Annotated in this window: 15 protein-coding genes; 12 read left to right on the plus strand and 3 right to left on the minus strand. The window is 73.3% G+C overall.

Annotation, left to right across the window (positions count from 1 at the left end):
• Positions 1 to 18: 18 nt before the first annotated feature.
• On the minus strand, positions 19 to 531 hold the full coding sequence (locus ACIQFX_RS38505; protein ID WP_402473127.1) for a cysteine dioxygenase: 513 nt from the start codon (positions 529 to 531) through the stop codon (positions 19 to 21).
• Between the two features lie 690 nt (positions 532 to 1221).
• Here ACIQFX_RS38505 and ACIQFX_RS38510 point away from each other — a divergent pair.
• The 3 genes from ACIQFX_RS38510 (at position 1222) to ACIQFX_RS38520 (ending at position 7007) form a co-directional block, all read left to right on the plus strand.
• Positions 1222 to 1485, plus strand: a complete 264-nt coding sequence (locus ACIQFX_RS38510) for a WhiB family transcriptional regulator (RefSeq protein WP_015033978.1) — start codon at positions 1222 to 1224, stop codon at positions 1483 to 1485.
• A gap of 240 nt (positions 1486 to 1725) precedes the next feature.
• The gene (locus ACIQFX_RS38515; RefSeq protein ID WP_402473128.1) at positions 1726 to 5463 is read left to right on the plus strand and encodes a glycosyltransferase family 2 protein; all 3738 of its coding nucleotides are present in this window, start codon (positions 1726 to 1728) and stop codon (positions 5461 to 5463) included.
• On the plus strand, positions 5460 to 7007 hold the full coding sequence (locus tag ACIQFX_RS38520; protein ID WP_402473129.1) for a DUF5719 family protein: 1548 nt from the start codon (positions 5460 to 5462) through the stop codon (positions 7005 to 7007). The genes ACIQFX_RS38515 and ACIQFX_RS38520 overlap by 4 nt, the downstream gene beginning before the upstream one ends.
• Before the next feature lie 127 nt (positions 7008 to 7134).
• On the opposite strand, the gene ACIQFX_RS38525 is transcribed toward ACIQFX_RS38520, so the two are convergent.
• A complete protein-coding gene (locus tag ACIQFX_RS38525) occupies positions 7135 to 7590 on the minus strand; it encodes a metallopeptidase family protein (RefSeq protein ID WP_402473151.1) in 456 nt (151 codons plus the stop codon).
• 350 nt (positions 7591 to 7940) lie between these two features.
• Here ACIQFX_RS38525 and ACIQFX_RS38530 point away from each other — a divergent pair, with 350 nt between their 5' ends.
• The 8 genes from ACIQFX_RS38530 (at position 7941) to ACIQFX_RS38565 (ending at position 17095) form a co-directional block, all read left to right on the plus strand.
• Positions 7941 to 8321 carry a DUF3499 domain-containing protein gene (locus ACIQFX_RS38530; RefSeq protein ID WP_376488568.1) on the plus strand — a complete coding sequence of 127 codons (381 nt, stop codon included), beginning with the start codon at positions 7941 to 7943 and terminating at the stop codon, positions 8319 to 8321.
• Positions 8322 to 8708: 387 nt separating this feature from the next.
• Positions 8709 to 10070: a phosphomannomutase/phosphoglucomutase gene (locus ACIQFX_RS38535; protein ID WP_402473131.1), complete on the plus strand. Its 1362-nt coding sequence runs from the start codon at positions 8709 to 8711 to the stop codon at positions 10068 to 10070.
• Positions 10071 to 10575: 505 nt separating this feature from the next.
• Positions 10576 to 10758: a Trm112 family protein gene (locus ACIQFX_RS38540; protein WP_017238341.1), complete on the plus strand. Its 183-nt coding sequence runs from the start codon at positions 10576 to 10578 to the stop codon at positions 10756 to 10758.
• A 419-nt stretch (positions 10759 to 11177) separates the two neighbouring features.
• Positions 11178 to 12341, plus strand: a complete 1164-nt coding sequence (locus ACIQFX_RS38545; RefSeq protein WP_402473134.1) for an SIS domain-containing protein — start codon at positions 11178 to 11180, stop codon at positions 12339 to 12341.
• 44 nt (positions 12342 to 12385) lie between these two features.
• Positions 12386 to 13537: a mannose-6-phosphate isomerase, class I gene (gene manA / locus ACIQFX_RS38550; RefSeq protein WP_402473137.1), complete on the plus strand. Its 1152-nt coding sequence runs from the start codon at positions 12386 to 12388 to the stop codon at positions 13535 to 13537.
• 67 nt (positions 13538 to 13604) lie between these two features.
• Positions 13605 to 14570, plus strand: coding sequence for a cation diffusion facilitator family transporter (locus ACIQFX_RS38555; protein WP_402473140.1), 966 nt, complete (start codon positions 13605 to 13607; stop codon positions 14568 to 14570).
• A gap of 298 nt (positions 14571 to 14868) precedes the next feature.
• Entirely contained in the window at positions 14869 to 16326 is a 1458-nt protein-coding gene (ahcY, locus tag ACIQFX_RS38560; protein WP_376488562.1) for an adenosylhomocysteinase, read from the plus strand.
• A 154-nt stretch (positions 16327 to 16480) separates the two neighbouring features.
• Positions 16481 to 17095, plus strand: coding sequence for a hypothetical protein (locus tag ACIQFX_RS38565; protein WP_402473143.1), 615 nt, complete (start codon positions 16481 to 16483; stop codon positions 17093 to 17095).
• Positions 17096 to 17147: 52 nt separating this feature from the next.
• Here the strand turns inward: ACIQFX_RS38565 and ACIQFX_RS38570 are convergent, their stop codons facing one another.
• Positions 17148 to 18167 (minus strand): RDD family protein, encoded by a 1020-nt coding sequence (locus ACIQFX_RS38570; RefSeq protein WP_402473145.1) that lies wholly within the window; start codon positions 18165 to 18167, stop codon positions 17148 to 17150.
• Between the two features lie 119 nt (positions 18168 to 18286).
• Here ACIQFX_RS38570 and ACIQFX_RS38575 point away from each other — a divergent pair, with 119 nt between their 5' ends.
• Positions 18287 to 19294 carry a stage II sporulation protein M gene (locus ACIQFX_RS38575; protein ID WP_402473148.1) on the plus strand — a complete coding sequence of 336 codons (1008 nt, stop codon included), beginning with the start codon at positions 18287 to 18289 and terminating at the stop codon, positions 19292 to 19294.
• Positions 19295 to 19627: the final 333 nt, after the last annotated feature.

Raw genomic sequence — 19627 nt, forward strand, 5'->3', positions numbered from 1 at the left:
GGCCCCGGGGAGCCGAGGTCAGCCCCGGCCCGCCGGCGCGAGGTCCGCCGGGGCGCACTGCGCCTGGAGCGACTCGTGCATCGGCATCTCCGTCAGACCGGGGAAGTAGACGTGCAGGCTGACGGCCGGTTCGAGGGAGTCGTTGACGACCTCGTGGACGTAGCCGGGGGCGAAGACGCGCTGCGCGCCGCCGTCGAGCGTCCGCGCGCCCCGGTCCGTGCGCTCCGTCAACTCGCCCTCCAGGACGGTCAGGACGCCGGAGGAGAGCCCGTGGTCGTGGAGTCCGCTGCCCTGGCCGGGAACCCAGGAGAGCAGCCACACCTCGTAGCCGGGGCCGGTGCGGAGCCGGTGGTACCAGCGGGTGGTGGCGTCGTACTCGACGTACGGCGCCCACTGGGAGCGGTCGGCGGCGATCGAGGCCGCGAGGCCGGCGAACTCGGCCACCGTGACGGGGTGGGCGCGCTCGGGCTGGAGGAGGTGCGGGACCTCGAGGATGTCGCCGGCGATCTGAAGGTCGCTGTCCATGTTCATGGGGTGGGGAGGTTCCTCAGCAGAAACAGAAGCGGTGGGGGGTCACGAAGCAGACGTGACGCGAGTGACGCAGGGTGACGCTGGGAGAAGAAGCTGGAGCTCTACGGCATCAACAGCTGGAACAACAACAGCAACAGCGCGCCTGGACAGCGCGGCGGAACCCACGGGTGTGGGTCGCGGCGGGCGCTGTGGTCGCTGGCATGCCACCAAAGGTGGCGGGTGGAGTACCCGACTGTCAACCCAATGCCCGATTTGGCGGCAATGTTTCACCTCATCCGGTTACAGTGCGCGGAGAAAGGTTTGTTCATGCGCGGACCAGGAGAGATGGCGCTTCGACCGGGCCCGTGAGCGCGGCGACGCCCGTGCGGTCAGCCTCGATCACTCGTCACGGTCCGTGATCGGACTGTGATCCGGGTCGCTTCCTCGGCCGGATCGCAACAAGATCCAAGTTTCGTACGTCCTTCCCTGGCGGAGGGGCGTGCGGCACGGTCAGACCGGCGGCATGTGTCACGTTTTTTGGTGATTTGAACACTTTCCGCATAGGCTTGGTTCCGCAGAGTGAATACGGGGCCCAATAGCAGATCTCCGCTTGACTCGCACAGAGCACAAACTTGTAATTTCACTCGTGTCGTTCGGCCGGGTTCGCAACGGCAACACCACGGGGACGCACAGAACAGACGAGGGGCGCACATGACCGAGTTGTTCCAGGAACTGCTGGTCGAGGACGCGGACGAGGAACTCGGCTGGCAGGAGCGCGCGCTGTGCGCCCAGACCGATCCCGAGTCCTTCTTCCCCGAGAAGGGCGGCTCGACCCGCGAGGCCAAGAAGGTCTGCCTCGCCTGCGAGGTCCGCTCCGAGTGCCTCGAATACGCCCTGCAGAACGACGAACGGTTCGGCATCTGGGGCGGCCTCTCCGAGCGCGAGCGCCGCCGCCTCAAGAAGGCCGCCGTCTGAGCGGGACCCCGCCCCGGACCGCGTCCGGGCCGCCCGCGCCACCGCGCGCGCACCACGAATTCCCGAACGGTCCGCCCCCTGTGCTTCGTCCACAGGCGGCGGACCGTTCTGCGTGCTCTGTCCACAGGGCGCCGTCCACAGGGGCGGACCGCCCCGCGTGCAGCCGTTAGTGTGGGCCTCCGTCCGAGACGCTCCCCCACGCCCTTCACGGGCGACCCCGGCCGGAGGGCCCGTAGCTCGATGTCCTCAACTCCTGAGTTTCCGCGACACGTCGTCACCGCCGTGCTCGTCACCCACGACGGTGCCCGCTGGCTGCCGGACGCCCTCGCCGGGCTGCTCGCGCAGGAACGCCCCGTGCAGAACGTGGTCGCGGCCGACACCGGCAGCGCCGACGACTCGGCGCAGCTCGTCGCCGACGCCGTCGGCGCCGACCGCGTCCTGCACCTCGCACGCCGCACCGGCTTCGGCGCCGCCGTCGAGGAGGCAGCCCGCACCGCGCCCGTGCTCGGACCCGAGGACCTGGCCTACCTGAAGCGCCCCAGCGGCTGGGACCCCGTCAGCCGCACCTGGAACGACGACGCGTACGACCTGCCCGAACTCCCGCACGGCGAACCGGTGCAGTGGCTCTGGCTGCTCCACGACGACTGCGCCCCCGAGCCGGGCGCCCTCGCCGAACTCCTCCGCGTCGCCGACTCCGACGCGGACGCCGCCGTCATCGGTCCCAAGCTGCGCGGCTGGTACGACCGCAAGCAGCTCCTGGAGACCGGCGTCTCCATCGCCCGCAGCGGCCGCCGCTGGACCGGACTCGACCGGCGCGAGCAGGACCAGGGCCAGCACGACCAGATCCGCTCCGTCCTCTCCGTCTCCACCGCCGGCATGCTCGTCCGCCGCGACGTCTTCGAGGAGCTCGGCGGCTTCGACCGCCGCCTGCCCCTCATGCGCGACGACGTCGACCTGTGCTGGCGCGCCCACGCCGCCGGCCACCGCGTCCTCATCGCCCCCGACGCCGTCCTGCGGCACGCCGAGGCGTCCGCCCGCGAGCGCCGCACCGTCGACTGCGCCGGCCGCACCGCCGCCAACCCGCACCGCGTCGACAAGGCCGGCGCCGTCTACACCCTGCTCGCCAACAGCCGCGGCGCCGCCCTGCCGTACGTCCTCCTGCGGCTCGTCGTCAGCACCCTCTTCCGCACCCTCGCCTACCTCGTCGGCAAGGTCCCCGGACAGGCCGTCGACGAGGTCATGGGCCTCTTCGCCACCCTGCTGCGGCCCGAGAAGATCCTCGCCGCCCGCAAGCGCCGCAAGAACCCCGCCGTCCCCGCGAGCGAACTCCGCGCCCTCTTCCCGCCGCCCGGCGCCACCGTCCGCGCCGCCGCCGAGCAGCTCGCCGCCAACTTCGGCGGCGGCGAAGCCGACTCCGGCGGCTCCCGCCACGGCGTCGTCGAGTCCGGACCCGGCGGCGACGACGCCGACTACCTGGAGATCGAGCAGTTCGCCCGGCTCAAGAAGATCGCCCGCAAGCCCGGCCCGGTCCTCTTCGCCCTCCTGCTCCTCGTCTCCCTCGTCGCCTGCCGCAACCTCTTCGCCGGCGGCTCGCTGGCCGGCGGTGCCCTGCTGCCCGCCCCCGACACCGTCTCCGGCCTCTGGTCGCGGTACGCCGACGCCTGGCACGCCCTCGGCACCGGCGGCACCCAGAGCGCCCCGCCCTACCTCGCCGTCCTGGCCGCGCTCTCCGCGCTGTTCCTCGGCTCCACCTCCACCGCGCTGACCCTGCTCCTCGTCTGCTCGGTCCCGCTCGCCGGCTTCACCGCGTACTTCGCCGCCCGCGGCATCGTCGAGTCCAAGCTCCTGCGCGCCTGGGCCGCCATCGCGTACGCCTTCCTGCCCGCCGTCACCGGCGCCCTCGCCGCCGGCCGGCTCGGCACCGCCGTCCTCGCGATCCTGCTCCCGCTGATCGCCCGCGCCGCCGTCGCCGCCCACGGCTTCAACCGGCCCGACCGGGGCAGCTGGCGCGCCACCTGGGCGTACACCTTCCTGCTCACCTTCGCGACGGCGTTCACCCCGGTCGTCTGGCCGCTCGCCGTCCTCCTCGGCCTCGGCGTCCTCGTCGTGCGCCGCACCGACCTCACCGCGTACGGGCTCCGCTTCCTCGCCGCCGTCGGCACTCCGATCCTCGTCCTCGCGCCCTGGTCGCTCACCCTCCTGACCGGCCCCTCCGCCTTCCTGCGCGAGGCCGGCCTCGACGTCCGCACGGGCACAGCCGGCGCGCTCGACCTGCTCGGGACCAGCCCCGGAGGCCCCGGCACCACCGGCGGCCTGCTCCTCATCGGCCTCGTCCTCGCGGCCCTCGCCGGACTGCTCCGCGAGGAGCGCCAGACGGCCGTCCGCACGGCCTGGGCCGCGGCCCTCGCCGGCCTCCTCCTCGCCGCCGTCTCCAACGGCGCGGGCGGCACCGGCTGGGCCGGACCCGCCACCCTCGTCTACGGCGCCGCCCTCCTGGCCGCCGGCATGATCGGCGCCGAGGGCGGCCGCAACCGCGTCGCCGCCCACGGCTTCGGCTGGCGCCAGCCCGTCGCCGCCCTCATCGCCCTCGCCTGCGCCGTCGGCCCCGCCGTCGCCGCCGCCGGCTGGATGATCGGCGGCGCCGACGGCCCGCTGACCCGCCGCGACCCGGTCCAGGTCCCGGCGTTCGTCGCCGAGGAGAGCGGCACCCGCGACCAGCCCCGCACCCTCGTCCTCGGCGGCACCACGCCCGGCGAGGTGGCCTACACCCTGGTCCGCGGCTCCGGCGCCCGCCTCGGCGACGGCGAGCTCACGGCGGCCGCCGCCGACGACCCCCGCCTCGACGCGGTCGTCGCCCACCTCGTCGCCGGTTCCGGCGCCGACCAGACCGAGGAACTCAGCGGCTACGCGATCCGCTACGTCCTCGTCCGCGACGGGGCACCCCGCCAGGTGAGCCGCGTCCTCGACGCCACCCCCGGCCTCAGCCGCCTCAGCCAGCTCGACGGCAGCGCGCTCTGGCGCGTGGACCGCGAGATCGCCCGCATCATGATCGTCCCGCCCGCGACCAAGACGGACGAGACGAAGACGGACGCCGCCGACGCCGCCGAGGCCGAGACGGACGCCGCCGAGCCCGTCGCCGTCGCCGCCGGCCCCGTCGAGGCGCACACCAAGATCCCGGCCGGCCCCGAGGGCCGCGTCCTGCGTCTCGCCGACCGCGCCGCCGAGGGCTGGACCGCCACCCTCGACGGCAAGGAACTGCCCCGCACGACCGTCGACGACTGGGCCCAGGGCTTCCGGCTCCCCGCCCAGGGCGGCCGCCTCGACCTCACGTACGACGAGCCGCTCACCCGCACCGTGTGGATCTGGACCCAGGTCGGCCTCGCCGTCGTCCTGCTCGTCCTCGCCCTGCCCGGCCGGCGCCGCGAGATCGACGACGACCTGCCCGAGGAGGACCTCGCGATCCCCGCCCAGGCGACCGACGGCGACGGCCGCCGGGCCCGCCGCCTGCGCGCCGCCGCGGAGGCCGAGGCGGAGACCGCGGACACCCCGGAGCACGAGCCCGCCGCGATCCCGGAGCAGCAGACCCACGAGCCCGGGGGCTGGGACGGCGGCCACGACCCGGCCTACGCCCAGCCCCAGGCCGCGGACCAGAACCAGGCCCAGGCCGCGGACCAGAACCAGGCCCAGCCGTACGCCGACCAGGGCTACTACCAGGAGTACGCCACCGACCCGTACCAGCAGCAGGCGTACGCGTACCCCCAGCAGGGCTACGAGCAGCAGCCGTACGCCGACCAGGGCTACGCCGAGCAGCCCTACCCGGGCCAGGGCTACGAGCAGCCGCAGCAGCAGTACGACCAGCAGCAGGCGTACGACCCCCAGCAGTACGACCAGCAGGCGTACGACCCGTACGGCTACGGCTACGGACACCCCCAGGGCCACGAGACCGAGCAGCGTCCCGACGGGAGCAGCAACCAGTGAAGCGCACGACCCTCTCCCTGATCGCGGGCGCCACGGCCCTCGCCGCCGTCACCGGCTTCGCGGCCCTCACCGCCCCGGCCGGCACCGCCGCACCCGAGGCGAGGACCCCCACCCGCCTCCCGGTGGAGCGCGCCGGCCTGCTCTGCCCCGTGCCGAGCACCTCCGATGTCGCCGAGACCGTCTACACCTCGTACACCCCGCCGGTCGCGGGTACGGGCGCGAAGCCCGGCACCGGCACCGGCACCGGCACCGGCAAGGCCGAGCAGCCCACGGCCCGCCTGACGCCCGCCCAGAACGCGACCCCCTCCGGCGGCGCCGCCAAGGACGGGAAGAAGCCCAAGGCCCCCCAGGCGCCCGGCACCGTGACCACCCCCGGCAAGCCCGTCACCGCCGAGGCGAACGGCCCCGCCGCACCCGCCCTCACCGGTGCGGCGACCGGCGTCCTCGCCCCCGGCTGGACCGTCCAGCAGACCACCGTCGTCGAGGCGGGCGGCGCGCGCGGCCTCCTCGGCCTCTCCTGCGGCGCCCCCGACACCGACTTCTGGTTCCCGGCGGCCTCCACCGCCAAGGACCGCCAGGACTACGTCCACCTCACCAACCCCGACGACACGGCCGCCGTCGCCGACATCGAGCTGTACGGCCCCGAGGGCGCGCTCAAGTCCCAGTTCACCGAGGGCATCCCGGTCCCCGCCCGCTCCACGGTCCCGGTCCTGCTCTCCACCCTCACCGCGGAGACCGCCAAGCCCGACGTCACCGTCCACGTCACCACCCGCAGCGGACGCGTCGGCGCGGCCGTCGGCTCCGCCGACGAGAAGCTCGGCAGCGACTGGATCGCCGCCGCGGCCGACCCGGCGGGCACCGCCGTCCTGCCCGGCATCCCCGCCGACGCCACCTCCGTACGGCTCGTGGCCTTCGCCCCCGGCGACGACGACGCCGACCTGAAGGTCAAGCTGGCCACCACGGCCGGCACGATCGTCCCGGCCGGCGCCGGATCCCTGCACGTCAAGTCGGGGATGACCGCCTCCGTCGACCTCCCCGACCTCACCCGCGGCGAGGCGGGCTCCCTCGTCCTCACCCCCAGCGACCCCAAGAAGGCGACCCCGATCGTCGCCGCCCTCCGCGTCGTCCGAGGCAAGGGTGCGAACAGCGAGGTCGCCTTCATCCCGGCCACCCCGGCGCTCTCCGCCCGCGCCACGGTCGCCGACAACCGCGCCAAGGCCACCACGCTCTCCCTGACCGCCCCCTTCGGCGCCGTCGAGGTGAAGGTCACCGCCTCGGCGGGCTCCGGCGGCGGCACGCCCGTCTCCCGGACGGTCAACCTCAAGGCCGGCACGACCACCACCCTCACCGACCTCGTCCCCCAGGGCCTCAAGGGCGGCTACGCGCTCACCGTCGAACCCGTCTCCGGCGGCAAGGTGTACGCGGCCCGCACCCTCGCCCTGCCCCAGGACGGCGTCCCGATGTTCACCGTCCAGACCCTCGTCGACGACCGCGGCACGGTCGAGGTCCCCGCCGCCCGCCAGGACCTCGGCGTCCTGGACTGACCACCGGGACGCGAGTACGGGCGGGCGCGGGCCTGCCCGTCCCGAGGCCGGGCCCGGCCCGAACCGGGCCGGGTCTGCCCGTATCGGGCTCGGGTCGGTCCTGCCCCTGCCCGTATGCGGGTCGGGGTCAGTCCTGCCCGTACCTGGGATCGACCGACTCGGGGGAGAGCCCCAGGAGCTCGGCGACCTGCTCCACGACGACCTCGTGGACCAGGAGCGCCCGCTCGTCCCGGCTCTTGGAACGGATCTCGACCGGGCGCCGGTAGACGACGACCTTCGCCGGCTCGTCCTTCTCCGCGGGCACCGAACCGCCCAGCGGCACCGTCTCGCCCGGCACCGACGGCGGCACCTCCATGACCATGAAGTCGACGTCCGCAAGCTGCGGCCAGCGCCGTTCCAGGCGCTCCACCGAATCGAGGACCAGGTCGCGGAACGTGTCGGCCCGGCTCGCGGAGAGCGGCACCTGCGGCGGGGCGACGGGTCCCCGCATCCCGCGGCCGTGCCGGTCGCGGCGGCGGACCCGAGGCTCCGCGGCGGGCTCCGAGGGGCGGTGCGAAGGGCTCGGCGGCACAGGACTGTCCATCACTGACGCAGCGTAACCCTCATCGGTCCCCGCGCACCGTGGCGCATCCTCGCCACCCCTCCGGGCGCCCCCGTACCACCCCCGCCCCAGCTGTCGAAACCTGAACATTCCGACCGGTCCCACGCGCGATTCGACGGCCCGTCGCGATCGGCCATCTGGCCCTGGTTGACCGGTTTTGTATCCCCGACTGTCCGGAACGCTCCGTGCCCGCACCCCCCTGGAATACCTCCCTCGCAGGTCAGAGTGGCAGCCGCGGGAAGGGGGGTGGCGCACGTCACACCGCGACACGGTGGAGTGACCTGAGGGAGAGTCGTCGCGGCCCGGTCAAGAGTGCGGTACCGTCCAACGTCGTGAGCCCTGTACGTCGCTGTTCGCGCACCGCGTGCGGCCGCCCTGCCGTCGCGACACTGACGTACGTCTATGCCGACTCGACTGCGGTCCTCGGCCCGCTCGCCACTTACGCCGAGCCCCACTGCTACGACCTGTGCGCCGAGCACAGCGAGCGCCTCACCGCCCCGCGCGGCTGGGACGTGGTGCGGCTGACCGACCCCTCCGCCCCCGCCCGCCCCAGCGGCGACGACCTCGAGGCCCTGGCCAACGCGGTACGCGAAGCGGCCCGCCCCCAGGAGCGCGCCGCCGACACCGGCGCCAAGGGCATCGGCCGCCCCGGCGACCCCATGGAAGTCGGCCGCCGCGGCCACCTCCGCGTCCTCCGCTCCCCGGACAACTGACCCGAGCGCGGTGAACGGCCAGGTCGCCCTGCCGGACGCCGATCCGACAGCCGCCCCCGGCCGGGCAACCGCCTCGACCCGGCAACCGCCTCCGGCGCAGCAACCGCCTCCGGCGCAGCAACGGCCTCCGGCCCCGGCCCCCGGTGGCGGCCTCCCACCCCGGCAACTGCCTCCGGCCCCCCGGCAACTGACGGCGACTGGCTTCCCGCGGCGTCCGACCGTGTGATTCCGGCCCCGTCGCCTCCAGGGCGTCGAACCCCGGCCACCCGCCGTCTCAGGACAGGCGCGGCCACCCCGGGCCGTGGCACTCTGTCCCCGCCCAGGTAGTTTGGGCGGTCCTTGCACAGGCGCCGCAACCGCGTGCCGAGAACTCAGGAGAGTGGATCCGTGACTGTCGATCTGTCGCAGATCGTGAAGGCGTACGACATCCGCGGAGTGGTACCCGACCAGTGGGACGAGACGCTCGCCGAGCTGTTCGGCGCCGCCTTCGTGCGGGTGACGGAGGCGGACGCCATCGTCGTGGGTTACGACATGCGCCCCTCGTCGCCCGGCCTCGCGAACGCCTTCGCGCGCGGCGCGGCCCGCCTCGGCGCCGACGTCACCCTCATCGGGCTCTGCTCCACCGACCAGCTGTACTTCGCGTCCGGCAGCCTCGGCCTGCCGGGTGCGATGTTCACGGCGTCCCACAACCCGGCCCAGTACAACGGCATCAAGATGTGCCGCGCCGGCGCCGCCCCGGTCGGACAGGACACGGGCCTGGCCGACATCCGGGCGCTCGCCGAGGAGTGGACCGTGACGGGCGCGCCCGAGGCCGCCGCCACTCCCGGCACGATCAGCGAGCGCGAGACCCTCGACGACTACGCCGCCCACCTCAAGGGCCTCGTCGACCTCACCGCGATCCGCCCGCTCAAGGTCGTCGTGGACGCGGGCAACGGCATGGGCGGCCACACCGTCCCGACCGTCTTCGCGGGACTCCCGCTCGACACCGTGCCCATGTACTTCGAGCTCGACGGCACGTTCCCGAACCACGAGGCCAACCCCCTCGACCCGAAGAACATCGTCGACCTCCAGGCCCGCGTGGTCGAGGAGGGCGCCGACATCGGCCTCGCGTTCGACGGCGACGCCGACCGCTGCTTCGTCGTCGACGAGCGCGGCGAGCCGGTCTCGCCGTCCGCGATCACGGCCCTGGTCGCGGCGCGCGAGCTCGCGAAGCACCCCGGCGGAACGATCATCCACAACCTGATCACCTCGTGGTCCGTCCCCGAGGTCGTCCGCGAGAACGGCGGCGAGCCCGTCCGCACCCGCGTCGGCCACTCCTTCATCAAGGAGGAGATGGCCAAGAGCGGCGCCATCTTCGGCGGCGAGCACTCGGCGCACTACTACTTCAAGGACTTCTGGAACGCGGACACGGGCATGCTCGCGGCCCTCCACGTCCTCGCGGCCCTCGGCGGCCAGCAGGGCCCCCTGTCCGAGCTGGTCTCCGCCTACGACCGCTACGCCTCCTCCGGCGAGATCAACTCCACCGTCGCCGACCAGGCCGCCAGCACCGCCAAGGTGAAGGCCGCGTACGCGACCGTGGACGGCGTCACCTTCGACGAGCTCGACGGCCTCACCGTCACCTCCGCCGACTGGTGGTTCAACCTCCGCGCCTCCAACACCGAGCCCCTCCTCCGCCTCAACGTCGAAGCCCGCGACGAACCCACCATGACCAAGCTCCGCGACGAAGTCCTCACCCTCGTCCGCTCCTGACCCACCCCCCGGACAGCCCCGCCCCTCCCGGAGCGGGGCTGTCCGCATTCCCGCCCCCGACGGCCAGGGAACGAGGCCAGCCCCCTCACCCCGCCGGCCCCCGCCCCTTCGGCCGTGGCCCCCGCCCCGCCCGCGCCCGCCCTGCCTTGCCCGCGCCCGCCCCTTCGGCCGTCGCCGCCCCGGCCGCACCCGTGGCCCCCGCCCGCCCCCATGGCCGCCCCGGTTGTGGGCATACGTCCGCCAAGGGCGGAACGGGTGGGCACAACCCCCACAGCGCGCCGCCCCCCGCTCGTCCACCCGGAGGCCCGCACCTTCGCCCGGCAGCCCGCGCCCGCCCCGGCCGCCCCGCCCCGCCAACCAGCCACGCCCCCACACATCCACATACATCCACACGCATCCGCCCGCATCCACAGGCCCGCCGCCGACCCGCGCACCCCGTTTCCCGGCGGTAGGCTGACCTGGCCCGAAGGGCAGCACCACCACCGTTTGTTCGAAGGGACACCCCATGCCGCTCGAAGCCGGCCTCCTGGAGATCCTGGCCTGCCCCGCCTGCCACGCTCCCCTGAACGACCGCACGGCGGACGAGACCCCCGAACTCATCTGCACCAGCTCCGACTGCGGCCTCGCGTACCCGGTCCGCGACTCCATTCCGGTTCTGCTCACGGACGAGGCCCGCCGCCCGGCCTAGGCCCACCATCGGGTTCCGGCCGGCCTGCGGAGGCGCGGGCTCGCGGCCGGCACAGGCCGGGCAAGCCACAGGGAGCGAGGCGACGCCCGCCGGTACGGCACCAGCCGTAACGGCAGGCGCCCCGCCGCCCCTGCAGGGCAACGGCTCACCGATGGGGCCGTCACCCACGAGGCGTCCCTCGGGCCCCCACTCCTTGGGCCCCGGGACCTCCCTGTGACTCCCGAGCCTCCCCGTGACTCCTCGGGCCCCCTGGCCAACCCCCTCGGAGCCCCCGACGGCCACCCCAAGGGACCCGCCGCCACGGCGAGCACCCCCACGGGAAACCCCGCACCAGCCCCCCGCATCCTGCAAGGCCCCCGCACCCCGCAAGGCCCCAGCACCCGCCAAAAAACCCGTACAGACCCGGGAGGCACCGCCACATGCTCGACGAGACCCTCCTCGACGCACCGGACGCCCTCGCCCTCGCCGACCGCAGAGGCCTCCTCCGCGGCGCCGCCGAAGCAGGCGCACGGGTGCGGACCGCGGCCCGCCACGCGGCCGAGGCCGGCATCGCGGACCTCCGCCCGGAAGGCCGCCCCCGCGCGGTCCTCGTCGCGGGCCCCGGCACCGCGGCCGCCGGCGTCGCGGACCTGATCGGCGCGCTCGCCGGAGCCTCCGCCCCGGTCGTACGCCTCCGACCGACCGGCGTCGCGCCCGCCGCGGGCGCCCTGCGCTGGGCGCTGCCCGGCTGGGCCGGCTCGGTGGACCTGCTGCTGCTGCCGACCACGGACGGCGCCGAGCCGGGCCTCGCGCTCCTCGCGGAGCAGGCCTACCGCCGCGGGATCACGGTCGTCGCGGTCGCCCCGAAGGCCTCTCCGCTCGCCGAGGCGGTCAACGGCTCGCACGGACTGTTCGTGCCGATGGCGGTGGCCCCGAACGAGACGCCGAACGAGTTCGGCGAGAACCTCTCGGCGAGCCCCGGCGCGCTGTGGGCCCTGTTCACCCCGCTGCTCGCGCTCCTCGACCGCGTCGGCCTCCTCGAAGCGCCGCCCGAGACGCTGGAGAAGGTCGCGGACCGGCTCGACCGCACGGCCGAACGCTGCGGCCCGGCCATCGCCACGTACGGCAACCCGGCCAAGACCCTGGCCGCCGAGCTCGCGGACTCGCTGCCGCTGATCTGGACGGAGGGCAACGCGGCGGGCCCCGCCGGCCGGCGTTTCGCCGCCGTCCTCGCCGAGCTGGCCGGCCTGCCGGCCCTGGCGGCCGAACTCCCCGAGGCCCTGCCCGCGCACGGCGTCCTGCTCGCCGGCGACTTCGCGGCGGGCGCCGACCCCGACGACTTCTTCCGTGACCGCGTCGACGAACCGCAAGCGCTCCGCGCGCGCGTGGTCCTGCTCCGCGACCGCCCCGGCGGCGGCCTCACCGCCGCCCCCGCGGCCCGTGAACTGGCGCTCGGCCACGAGACGGCCATCAGCGAACTGGAACCGGAGGAGGGCGGCGAGCTGGAGACCCTCGCCGAACTGCTCGCCGTGACAGACTTCGCGGCCGTCTACCTCTCGCTCGCCTCGGCCGGCATCCTGCCGCCGTCGACACCGCCCCGCTGACCCCCTCGTCCGTACGAGACGCACCGAAAGCTGGAAGACCTCCCATGGACCGCCTCGTCAACACCGTCCGCCCCTACGCCTGGGGATCCACGACGGCCATCCCGGAACTCCTCGGCCTCGCCCCCACCGGCGAGCCCCAGGCCGAGATGTGGATGGGCGCCCACCCCGGCGCCCCGTCGCTCACCGGGCGCGGCCCGCTGAACGAGCTGATCGACGCCGACCCCGCGGGTGAACTGGGTGAGCCGGCCGTCGAGAAGTTCGGACCGCGGCTGCCGTTCCTGCTGAAGGTCCTCGCGGCCGGCGCCCCGCTCTCCCTCCAGGTCCACCCCGACCTCGCCCAGGCGCAGGCCGGTTTCGCCGCCGAGGAAGCCGCGGGCATCCCCGTCGACGCCCCGCACCGCACGTACAAGGACGCCAACCACAAGCCCGAGATGATCGTCGCGCTCACCCCGTTCGACGGGCTGTGCGGATTCCGCGATCCCGCCGAGGCCGCCGACCTCATCGCCGGGCTCGGCGTCGACAGCCTCAAGCCGTACGTCGACCTCCTCCACGCCCACCCCGAGGAGGCCGCGCTCCGCGAGGTCCTGACGGCGCTGCTCACCGCCGACCCGGACGAGATGGCGCACACCGTGGCCGAGGCCGCGGCCGCCGCGGACCGCCTCGGCGGCGACTACGCCCCGTACGCGGGCCTCGCCCACCACTTCCCGGGCGACCCCGGCGTCCTCGCGGCGATGCTCCTCAACCGCGTACAGCTCCAGCCCGGCGAAGGCCTGTACCTGGGCGCGGGCGTCCCGCACGCCTACCTCGACGGCCTCGGCGTCGAGATCATGGCCAACTCCGACAACGTGCTGCGCTGCGGGCTCACCCCCAAGCACGTCGACGTCCCCGAACTCCTCCGCATCGTCCGCTTCGAGCCGGCCGACGCCGCCGTCCTGCGCCCCGAGGCCTCCCCGTCCGGCGAGGAGGTCTACGAGACCCCCATCGACGAGTTCCGTCTGTCCCGCTTCGTCCGGGCGGAGGGCGCGGCCCCGACCGACCTCACCGCCGCCACCCCGCAGATCCTGCTCGCGGTCGCGGGCCGCCCGAAGGCCGGCGAGGTGACCCTCGCACCCGGCGAGTCCGTCTTCGTCCCGGCGGGCGAGTCGGCCGAACTGACCGGAGCGGGGACGGTCTTCCGCGCCACCGTCGTGGCCTGAGTGCGACAATGACCGGCCGAACCGCGGCGATCGAGCCGGAGCACCGACGAAGGGACCCCGTACACCCATGAGCGCGTCAGGCGGAACCAAGGCGATCGTGGCGGCACTCGCCGCCAACCTCGCGATCGCCGTAGCCAAGTTCGTGGCGTTCCTCTTCAGTGGTTCGTCGTCGATGCTCGCGGAGAGCGTCCACTCGCTCGCCGACTCCGGCAACCAGGGCCTGCTCCTCCTCGGCGGCAAGAAGGCCCAGCGCGAGGCGACCCCGCAACACCCCTTCGGCTACGGCCGCGAGCGGTACATCTACGCCTTCCTCGTCTCCATCGTGCTCTTCTCCGTCGGTGGCATGTTCGCCATCTACGAGGGCTACGAGAAGATCAAGCACCCGCACCCCATCGAGGCCTGGTACTGGCCGGTCGGCGTGCTGGTCTTCGCGATCATCGCCGAGTCGTTCTCCTTCCGCACGGCCATCAAGGAGTCGAACGAGATCCGCGGCGGCCTCACCTGGACGCAGTTCGTCCGCCGCGCGAAGGCCCCCGAGCTCCCGGTCGTCCTCCTGGAGGACCTGGGCGCCCTGGTCGGCCTCATCCTCGCCCTCGGCGGCGTCGGCCTCGCCCTGGCGACCGGCGACGGCGTCTGGGACGGCATCGGCACCCTCTGCATCGGCGTGCTGCTCATCCTGATCGCCATCGTCCTCGCCGCCGAGACCAAGTCGCTGCTCCTCGGCGAGTCCGCCGGCATCGACCAGGTCAAGAAGATCGAGGAGGCCGTCGTCGACGGTGAGACCGTCACCCGTCTCATCCACATGCGGACCCTCCACCTCGGCCCCGAGGAGCTCCTCGTCGCCGCGAAGGTCGCCGTCCAGCACGACGACACCGCCACCGAGGTCGCGAACGCCATCAACGCCGCCGAGGAACGCATCCGCGCCGCCGTCCCGATCGCCCGGGTCATCTACCTGGAACCCGACATCTACAGCGAGTCCGCCGCCTCCGTCGGCCGCAACCCCGCCAAGAGCCCGGGTGGCGACGGCCACTGAGCCCCGAAGCCGACAGAGGCCCCCAGGACCGGAGAACCCCGGCCCCGGGGGCCTCTCCGCATGGCCTGTACTTCCCGTACGAGTGTGGGGCGCCGCACCGATCGGTGTAGATTCGTGACTGCCAGACGTCGCTGCTGATGGCGGTCGGGCGGTCCACGTGACCGGCCGAGGGAGAGAGGGCCTCCGACGACTGCACCGCGGGACACCCGGGCATTCGTATGCCGTCGCTGTGCCACATCGCGGTGCCAGGCGTTCCAACCGACCCTCGAACCCGAATCCACGAGGAGCAGCTCCAGTCATGACGACTGTCGCCAGCCAGCAGGACTTCAAGGTCGCCGACCTCTCCCTGGCCGCCTTCGGCCGCAAGGAGATCACCCTCGCCGAGCACGAGATGCCCGGCCTGATGTCGATCCGCCGGGAGTACGCCGAGCAGCAGCCGCTCGCCGGCGCCCGCGTCACCGGCTCCCTGCACATGACCGTGCAGACCGCCGTCCTCATCGAGACCCTGGTCGCCCTCGGCGCCGAGGTCCGCTGGGCCTCCTGCAACATCTTCTCCACCCAGGACCACGCCGCCGCGGCCATCGCCGTCGGCCCGAACGGCACCCCGGAGAACCCGCAGGGCGTCCCGGTCTTCGCCTGGAAGGGCGAGACCCTGGAGGAGTACTGGTGGTGCACCGAGCAGGCCCTCACCTGGCCGAACTCGCCCACCGGTGGCCCGAACATGATCCTCGACGACGGTGGTGACGCCACCCTCCTCGTCCACAAGGGTGTCGAGTTCGAGAAGGCCGGCTCCGCCCCGGACCCGTCCACCGCGGACAGCGAGGAGTACGGCCACATCCTCCGCCTCCTCAACCGCACCCTCACCGAGAACCCGCAGAAGTGGACCCAGCTGGCGTCCGAGATCCGCGGCGTGACCGAGGAGACCACGACGGGCGTCCACCGCCTGTACGAGATGCAGCAGGCCGGCGACCTCCTCTTCCCGGCGATCAACGTGAACGACGCCGTGACGAAGTCGAAGTTCGACAACAAGTACGGCTGCCGCCACTCCCTCATCGACGGCATCAACCGCGCCACCGACGTCCTCATCGGCGGCAAGACCGCCGTCGTCTGCGGCTACGGCGACGTCGGCAAGGGCTGCGCCGAGTCCCTTCGTGGCCAGGGCGCCCGCGTCATCGTCACCGAGATCGACCCCATCTGCGCCCTCCAGGCCGCGATGGACGGCTACCAGGTCACGACCCTCGACCAGGTCGTCGAGACCGCCGACATCTTCATCACCACGACCGGCAACAAGGACATCATCATGGCCGCCGACATGGCCAAGATGAAGCACCAGGCCATCGTCGGCAACATCGGCCACTTCGACAACGAGATCGACATGGCCGGCCTCGCCAAGACCCCGGGCGTCGTCAAGGACGAGGTCAAGCCGCAGGTCCACACCTGGACCTACCCCGACGGCAAGGTCCTGATCGTCCTCTCCGAGGGCCGTCTCCTGAACCTCGGCAACGCGACCGGCCACCCCTCCTTCGTCATGTCGAACTCCTTCGCGGACCAGACCCTGGCCCAGATCGAGCTCTTCACGAAGCCGGAGGAGTACCCGACCGACGTCTACGTCCTGCCGAAGCACCTGGACGAGAAGGTCGCCCGCCTCCACCTCGACGCCCTCGGCGTCAAGCTGACGACCCTCCGCCCCGAGCAGGCCGCGTACATCGGCGTCGAGGTCGAAGGCCCCTTCAAGCCGGACCACTACCGCTACTGATGCCCCGACCGGCGGCGCCCGCGTACCGACGCGCCGCCGCCCCCGGACACCCGTAGAGGATCCAGGCAGGCCCCCCGCACCCCCGTGCCGGGGGGCCTGCCCCGTCCCGCCCCCGCTACCGCACCCGGAAGCGCCCCCTCCCGAGGACCGACCCATGCCCCGCGGCCGATATTCGCTCCATGACCCGCACGACCACACCCCCCTCGGTGAAGAGCACTTCCACTGCGCCCCCGGCCCGTCCGGCTGGCGCTACGTCTCACAGACCACCACCCCCTCCGGCGACCACCGCGGCTCCGTCGACCTGGCCGTCGACGAACTGGGCCGCCCCATCCGCCTCGAACTCCACGCCGCCGGCTGGCAGGTCCGCGGTGCGGCCCTCGACGGCGTCACCTGGGTCCGCACGGACCCCACCGGAACCCACGCCACCGAAGGCAATGTGCGCGCCCACGCCTTCACCGGCACGTCCCCGGCGTTCCTCGTCGCCCTCACGCGACTCCTGCGTCTCACCCCCGATTCCCCCGAGACCCGTGTCAGGCTCGTCGCCCTCACGGACCCCGTGCTCGCCCCCCTTACGGTCGACCAGTCCTGGGCCTTGCTGAGAAGTGAAGCGCACGCCACTGACAGTGGCCCCCTGACGGTGGACGAATACCAGGTCAGCGACCTGAACACGGGCGAACGCCACACCGTCCACATCGCCGGCGACGTGGTTCTCTCCGCCCCCGGCATCGAACTCGAAGCCCTGGAGACCCCACCCTCCGTCTTCCCCTGACCCCACCCCCGAGCCGGACGACTCCCCACCCCACAGGCACGTGACCGCCACCTCAGGCCGGCGGCGCGAACCCCGTCCGTCGAGCCTCCGACTCCTCCGCCGCACCGGCGGCGTGCCGGTCCACCACCGTCGGAACGACCGCCGACGCCGCCCCCACCGGCGGAGCACCGAGCGAAGACTCCTCGTGCGGGGGAGTGGCGCCGGGATCGACGAAGCCCGACGCGGCGATACCGGGCCGTCCGGTGCCATGCCCTCCGACGCCGGGCCCCGCGATGCCCAAGCCCCCGGTCCCAGGGAACGCCCCAGCACCCGGCACCCCCGCCTGCGCCGCGAACGCCCGCCGCGCGTCCCGCGCCTGCCGCTCGGCCACCACCCCCGCGAGATACGCGTCGGCCGGCACCCCGGGCGGCGGAGGCGTCCCGGTCCGGGCCACCAGCTCGTCGGCCAGCCGCTCCGCGAGCCGCCGCCCCACCGCCGGATCCAGCTCGCGGGCCCGCGTCAGGTACTGCCGCACCTCCAACCACAGCGCCTCGGGCACCGCCGACAGATCGAGCCCGGCGAACCGCCCCACCAACCACGGCGGCGGCGGAGGCACGGCCATGACCCGCGCCGCGGGTATCCGCTCCCGCACCACCAGGGTCCCCGCGAACACGTCCCCGAGCCGCCGCCCGCGCTCCGACACCAGCGACGCGACACAGGCGATGACGCCGAACGTCATGAGGATCTCCACGACCCCCAGCGCACCGCGCATCAGCGCGTGCCGGAACCGGATCGGCCCCCCGTCGTCCCGCACCACCCGCAGCCCGCAGGCCAGCTTGCCCAGCGACCGCCCGTGCGACAGCGTCTCCACCGCGATCGGCGCGCCCACGAGCACCAGCAGGAAGGATGCGATCGACACGGCCATCACCGCGGCCTCGTCCAGCGAGGCGGTGGCGACCGCGAGCCCGAGCGTGATCAGCAGATAGACCGTCCATACGACGACCAGATCGATCAGCACCGCCAGCGCCCGACTCGGCAGCCGCGCAGGCTGCAACCCCAGCACGACGGCGTCCCCCGTCACCAACCCACTCACGGCGCCCACCCTTCTCCGGCCTTCCCGACCCCTCCGCACGCCAGTCTGCCAAGCTGACCCGCAGCGCGCCGCAGTAGTACGGACCCGTCCGCAGCCAGTGCCTGGAGCAGCAGCCGATCATGGACCTCGACGTCTACGTCACCGCCCACCGCGCCGAGTGGGAACGCCTCGACCACCTCCTGCGCCGAGGCGGCAAGCTCACCGGCGCCGAGGCCGACGAACTCGTCTCCCTCTACCAGCGCACGGCGACCCACCTCTCGATCGTCCAGTCCAGCACCCCGGACCCGATGCTCACCGCGCGGCTCACCCAGCTCGTGGCCCGCGCCCGCGCCACCGTCACCGGCACCCGCCGCTCCTCCTGGCGCGACGCGGCCCGCTTCCTCACCGCCGGCTTCCCCGCCGCCGTCTACCGCTCACGCCACTGGTGGATCCCCACCGCCGTCCTCTGCACGCTGCTGGCCGCCCTCATCGGCTGGTGGATCGGTACGCACCCGGAGGTCCGGGCCGCGATCGGCGCCCCCTCCGAACTCCGCGAGATGACCCGCCCCGGCGGCCAGTACGAGACGTACTACTCCAGCCACCCGGCGGCCTCCTTCGCCGCCCAGGTCTGGACGAACAACGCCCAGGCCGCCGCCATGTGCCTGGTCCTCGGCGTCTTCCTGGGCATCCCCGTGCTCGGGGTCCTCTTCCTGAACGTGCTGAACCTCGGCGTCGCCATCGGCCTGATGTCCTCCGCCGGCCGCCTCGACGTCTTCCTCGGCCTGGTCCTCCCACACGGCCTGCTCGAACTCACCGCCGTCTTCGTCGCCGCCGGCACCGGCCTCCGCCTCGGCTGGACCGTCATCGACCCGGGCCCCACCACCCGTCGGGCAGCCCTGGCCGAGCAGGGCCGCGCCGCCATCGGCATGGCCATCGGCCTCGCCCTGGTCCTCTTCGTCTCCGGCCTCATCGAAGGCTTCGTCACCCCCTCGGGCCTCCCCACCTGGGCCCGCATCACCATCGGCATCGCCGCTGAGCTGGCCTTCCTCGTCTACGTCTACGTCCTCGGCGCCCGCGCCGCCCGCTCCGGCGACACCGGCGACCTCGAAGAACCCGACCGCAGCGCCACCCTTCCCACCGCCGCCTGATGTGCGGACCACCCCGCTGACCTGCTAGTGTCCTCCGGTGCCCACAAAAGCCGTTGACACGGCAGGCGTGGGGAGGTAGATTCAAACGGTTGCCTAGAACTGGACAGTTCGGTAGCGATCAACTAGGGTCTTACTCACTCCGGTCGGGAATTCGATTCCACGGAGTCACCCCGATTCTTATTCGAATCACGAAAGCCGCCGATTAGGTCGGCCCAAATGATTCTGATAAAGTCGGAACCGCCGGAAGGGCCCGGAGCGAAAGCGAAAAGGGACCGGAAAGCACCGAGGAAATCGGATCGGAAAGATCTGATAGAGTCGGAAACGAAGGAAGCG

Source organism: Streptomyces sp. NPDC093089, assembly GCF_044754405.1.
Lineage (GTDB): Bacteria > Actinomycetota > Actinomycetes > Streptomycetales > Streptomycetaceae > Streptomyces.